This is a genomic window from uncultured Fretibacterium sp. (genome assembly GCF_938040765.1).
Taxonomy (GTDB): Bacteria; Synergistota; Synergistia; order Synergistales; family Aminobacteriaceae; genus CAJPSE01.
Map to the genome: position 1 here is coordinate 1 of NZ_CALIAA010000116.1, position 4645 is coordinate 4645.

Below are 4645 nucleotides of genomic sequence, written 5' to 3' on the forward strand. Positions count from 1 at the left end.
TTCGACCGGATCGAGGGGCGCAGCGCCGTGCTCTCGGCCCCGACGGGGTCGGGAAAGACCTTGGTGGCCTACCTTTGGGCGGGGCTTCTGGACCGGGAGGGGCAAGTGTGCTGGCCGGACGCACGACGGGTCGTCTTCACCGCCCCCATCAAGGCCCTGAGCAACGAGCGCTATATGGACCTGCGGCGGATGGGGCTGGACGTGGGGATCGAGACGGGCGACTTCAAACGGAACGAGGGGGCCCGCATCATCTGCTGCACGCAGGAGATCTACACCATGAAGTATGCGGACCAGCCCGGCCAGAAGCTCATCGTGGACGAGTTCCATTACATCTTCAGCGACCCCGACCGCGCGCGGACCTACATCGATGGAATACGCGCCACGCACCCCGAGACGCCCATCTTGGTGATGTCCGCCACGCTCGGCGGAGTCCGGTCCGTGGGGCGCTACCTCTCGGAGATCTGCTCCCGCGACTTCGTCATCCACGAGAGCAAAAAGAGGACGACCCGCCTCATCTTCACCCCCGAAAACCCCATGACGGTGGGCGGCGTCCACGATGCCCTAATCTTTCTGTTCTCCCAGAAGGGGGCGTCCGACCTGGCCTTCGCGGTTGCGCGGACGCGCCCGCACCTTCCCCGGGAGGCGCGGGAGAGGCTGAACGAGCTGGCCGGGATCCTGGAGGTCCCGAAGATCGCTCCCCCTCTGCTGAGCGGGGTGGGGATCTATCATGGGGGCATGTTCCCCAAGGAGAAGCTCCTGGTGGAGTCGGCGTTCCGCGAGCGCATCCTGGATGTCGTCTGCGGGACGAACGCCCTGGCCCTGGGGGTCAACCTGCCCGCTCAGTACGTCGTCTTCGCCCAGCTGGTGCAGTACCATCACGACGAGCCCATATCGAAGAACGAATTTCTCCAGATGGCGGGCCGCGCGGGGCGCAAGGGGCTGTTCGACCCCGGGTTCGTGACCTGGCTCAAGGCGTCGCCCTTCGAGCGGAGGGGGTTCGACACCGGGAAGGTGTTCCGGGACCTGGTGGACTCCCCCTCCGAGCCGGCGGTGGTGACGCTTCATCCCTCCTATGGACGCCTGCTGCGCCGTCAGGCCCTGCCGGAGGTGGAGGCGGAGTACATCGCCGAGTACTCGCTGCCGACGGCGGACGCCCATATCGTCCTGGAGATGCTCCGGGCGGGGATGCGCAAGATCGACCGGGTGGTGCGCAAAATGGTGCACGGGACGGACCGCGCGCGTTTCCGCACGATCCTCGCGGAGATATGGTACGACGAGATGGACATCGACGAGAACCTGGAGATGGCCCTGCTGTTCTTCGAGGAGGCGACGCCAAGCGCGCTGATGGCCGCGCAGATGGTCCTGCCCTTCGAGCGCAACTATCTCCAGGCCCTGCTGAAGGTCAAGCGCTTCGCCAACCGCCTGCCCAAGGGGCGCCGCTTCCGCGGGCTCGACGACCTGAACCGGACGGTGGACGAGATCGACCCCACGATCTACGGGTTCGAGGAAAAGATCGGCGAGATCGAGACCAGCCGCTGACGCTTGAGGAACCGAGTTGAGGGACCGAGTGAAGAAAGGGCCGGAGCCGGAGGAGCTCCGGCCCTTTGAAGTTTCCTCCACGGGCGGACTGCGGGGAATGCCGCCCTCCCATCAGCCCGTCAGGGGCGTCGGTATAGGCCCTTACGGGGCCTGTGCGAACCTCCCGGCCGGCGGTTCCGATTCCCGTCATTGGGCGTTTATCTCCCTCTCAGGCGCGTCAGGCGCGAGGCCAGGTTCTCCGCCCCTCGAAGGAGGCGGACGAGAGGGCTCTCCCGGAAGGCGATGGCCCGGACGGGACACATCTCGTGGCAGCAGTAGCAGCGGATGCATCTCCGATAGTTGAAGCGCAGGGTCCGGTCGGCATGTTTCAGGGCCCCCGCGGCGCAAACGGCCTCGCATCGCCCGCAGCCGATGCAGAGCGAGGGGACGTGGACCGGTCGGGAGGTCAGGGCCCGTTCCCAGAGGCGGGCGAAGGGGAGCCGGGGCAGGAGCCTCAGGCTGCGCGGGGCGGGGATGTCGGTTCCCGGGAAGGTGTGGGACGAGGGGAAATCCCCGGCGAGCGTGCTCCCGTTCGGGCCGCACTGCGGGAGCCCCCTTTTTTTAGCGGCCAGCCACAGGGGAAAGTCCTCCAGGCTGGCTCCCATCATTCTGCACAGCTGAAAATCCAGGGCCAAAGCGTCCTCGGCCGCGGCGACGATACCGTAAGGGAAGGGCCGGCCGCTTGTCGGTCCCGCGCCGTCCATGCCGACGATCCCGTCCAGAATCGTCAGGGCCGGTGCGATCCCGGCCCAGAGGTCCAGAAGGAGTCCGGCGAATCGCTCGCGGCTCAGCCCCACGTCGTAGTGCCAGGAGGCCTTGCGCCGGCCGACGATGCAGCCGAAAAGGTTTTTGACGCCCAGGGTCAGGAGCATCTGCCCGTGCGTCTTCATCTTTGGAAGGTTGATGACGGTGTCGGCCTCGAGGACCAGGCGGGAGACCTCGATTCTGCGGAAGAGGGCGTCCGGCGCGGGCGGAAGGGGGACGGGGTCCGTGAGCTCGACGCAGGGGATCCCCAGCTCCCGGGCCACATCCATGAATCCCGCCCTCTCGGCCGCGGGGACGAAGGCGTCGATCCCCGGGCTGTCCGCGATGAAAGGCCGGCCCCCGGCTGAGAGAACCTGCCGGGCCACGGCCCGCACGATCTCGGGGTCCGTTGTGACGCGCCGCTCGGGCGGGTGTCCCGCCACCAGGTTGACCTTGAGCAGGATGCGGCTTCCGGGCCGGACAAACCGGCCGATGCCCCCGAAGTGCCCGAAGACGGCCCGGATGGCCGAGTCGACCCCGGCCGCGTCGTAGCCGCTGCGGCTGAGAAGCAGCAAGTCGCCCGAACGGGGCATCACTGCCGGGCCGCTTCTCAGGCCCCGTCTCGATCCCGGGTGCCCGACTCCCGTTCGGATTGCCGATCGAGCCGGGTGTTCCGGAAGTAGAGGGCCGTCTCGGTCCCCACGAGGATGAAATTGATGGCGTAGGGGATGAGCAGGAAACCCTGAAAGCCGTCCACCAGGTACACCTTCGCGATTCCGGCCGTGTATCCCAGCAGGATCACCGTGAGGAACCCAAGGCTCTTGCCCCTGGCCGTGCGCGCCCTCCAGGACTTGAGGATCGACAGAGGCCAGGCGGCTCCAAAGCAGATCAGCATCAGCGTCTCCAGCAGATGAACCCAGTTCAAGACGGACATGCCCCTTTCGCAGAAAGATAAGGAATGGATACGGGGGTTCTTCACGCGTTTTTCATCATAGCACATCGCCCCCGCGCGAAAACGGGGGAACTGATATGTTTTTTGTCGATATTCGGGGTTTCTGCGTTAAACTGTGAAGGACGGCGGATACGTTCCGGCGTAATCCCAACTGTGAAAGCGGAGGCCCTTTCGTGCACGCATTCGATTATTCTTTTGACCTCGAGGGGTACATCACGAAAGAACGTTTTGCACGGCTGAAGGAGTTTGCCTCGGACAAGGAGACCCCTTTCGTGGTGCTCTCGCGGGACGTCGTGGGCAGAAAATATGACGGGCTTCGAAGGTCCATGCCCTACGCGGACATCTACTATGCGATCAAGGCCAACCCCGACGCGGCGATCCTCGAACTGCTGATCGAAAAGGGGAGCTGCTTCGACATCGCATCCGTCTACGAACTGGATTGGATGCTGAAACTGGGGGCCTCTCCGGAGCGCCTGAGCTACGGCAACACCATCAAAAAAGCCCGGGATATCCGCTACGCCTACGACAGGGGCGTTCGCCTCTTCGCCTCCGACTCCGAGGGGGATGTCCGCAAGCTGGCCGAAAACGCGCCCGGAAGCAGCGTCTTTTTCCGCATCCTTGCGGACGGCAGCGGGGCGGACTGGCCCCTGTCCCGTAAGTTCGGGGCCCAGCCCGAGGTGGTCTTCGACGCGGTCCTGCTGGCGAGGAAACTCGGGCTGAGGCCGAGGGGCGTCTCCTTCCACGTGGGGTCCCAACAGAAGGACGTGACCCAGTGGCGTGTGGCGATCAAAACCTGCCGGGCGCTCTTCGACGCCGCGGCCCAACGGGGGATCGAGCTGGACCTGATCAACATGGGCGGGGGGCTGCCGGCGCATTATTTCCATCCGATCGAGGAGACCTACGTCTATGCGGCCGAGATCACGGACTACCTTCGGGAGTTCTTCGGCAACGATTTCCCCAGGATCATCGTCGAGCCGGGGCGCTATATGGCGGGCGACGCCGGGGTGCTCGTGGCGGAGGTCGTCATGGTCTCCTGCAAGGAGCGGGAGGGCGGGGTCCCCTGGCTTTACCTGGATGTCGGCAAGTTCGGCGGCCTTATCGAGACGATCGACGAGAGCCTGCGCTATCCGGTCTACTCCGAGCGCACGGGGGAGAGCCGCGACTACATCCTGGCGGGGCCGACCTGCGACAGCATGGACGTGCTCTACGAGAAAAACCTCGTTCGGCTTCCCGCCGACGTGCGCGAGGGCGACAGGCTCTATCTCTTCACGACGGGAGCCTATACGCAGACCTACAGTGCGGTGTTCTTCAACGGTTTCCCGCCCCTGAAGTCCTACGTTCTCGATTGACGGAAAGAGGGGCGGCGCTCCA

General features: G+C 65.2%; 4 protein-coding genes. 2 read left to right on the forward strand and 2 right to left on the reverse strand.

Annotation, left to right across the window (positions count from 1 at the left end; genetic code table 11):
* Positions 1-1539: DEAD/DEAH box helicase (locus Q0176_RS04210; protein WP_299299546.1), on the forward strand; the 1539-nt coding region annotated here is incomplete at its 5' end.
* Between the two features lie 197 nt (positions 1540-1736).
* Here Q0176_RS04210 and Q0176_RS04215 read toward each other — a convergent pair.
* Positions 1737-2915 carry a DUF362 domain-containing protein gene (locus tag Q0176_RS04215; RefSeq protein ID WP_299299552.1) on the reverse strand — a complete coding sequence of 393 codons (1179 nt, stop codon included), beginning with the start codon at positions 2913-2915 and terminating at the stop codon, positions 1737-1739.
* 17 nt (positions 2916-2932) lie between these two features.
* Positions 2933-3256, reverse strand: coding sequence for a hypothetical protein (locus Q0176_RS04220; protein WP_299299548.1), 324 nt, complete (start codon positions 3254-3256; stop codon positions 2933-2935).
* A 191-nt stretch (positions 3257-3447) separates the two neighbouring features.
* On the opposite strand from Q0176_RS04220, the gene Q0176_RS04225 reads away from it, so the two are divergent.
* Entirely contained in the window at positions 3448-4623 is a 1176-nt protein-coding gene (locus Q0176_RS04225) for a type III PLP-dependent enzyme (protein WP_299299550.1), read from the forward strand.
* The last annotated feature ends 22 nt before the right edge of the window (positions 4624-4645 follow it).

What these genes read in the sequence shown, in the direction of transcription:
- Q0176_RS04215 (WP_299299552.1), bottom strand. Translation starts at nt 2,915, where the DNA reads ATGCCCCGTTCGGGCGACTTGCTGCTTCTCAGCCGCAGCGGCTACGAC.
- Q0176_RS04220 (WP_299299548.1), bottom strand. Translation starts at nt 3,256, where the DNA reads ATGTCCGTCTTGAACTGGGTTCATCTGCTGGAGACGCTGATGCTGATC.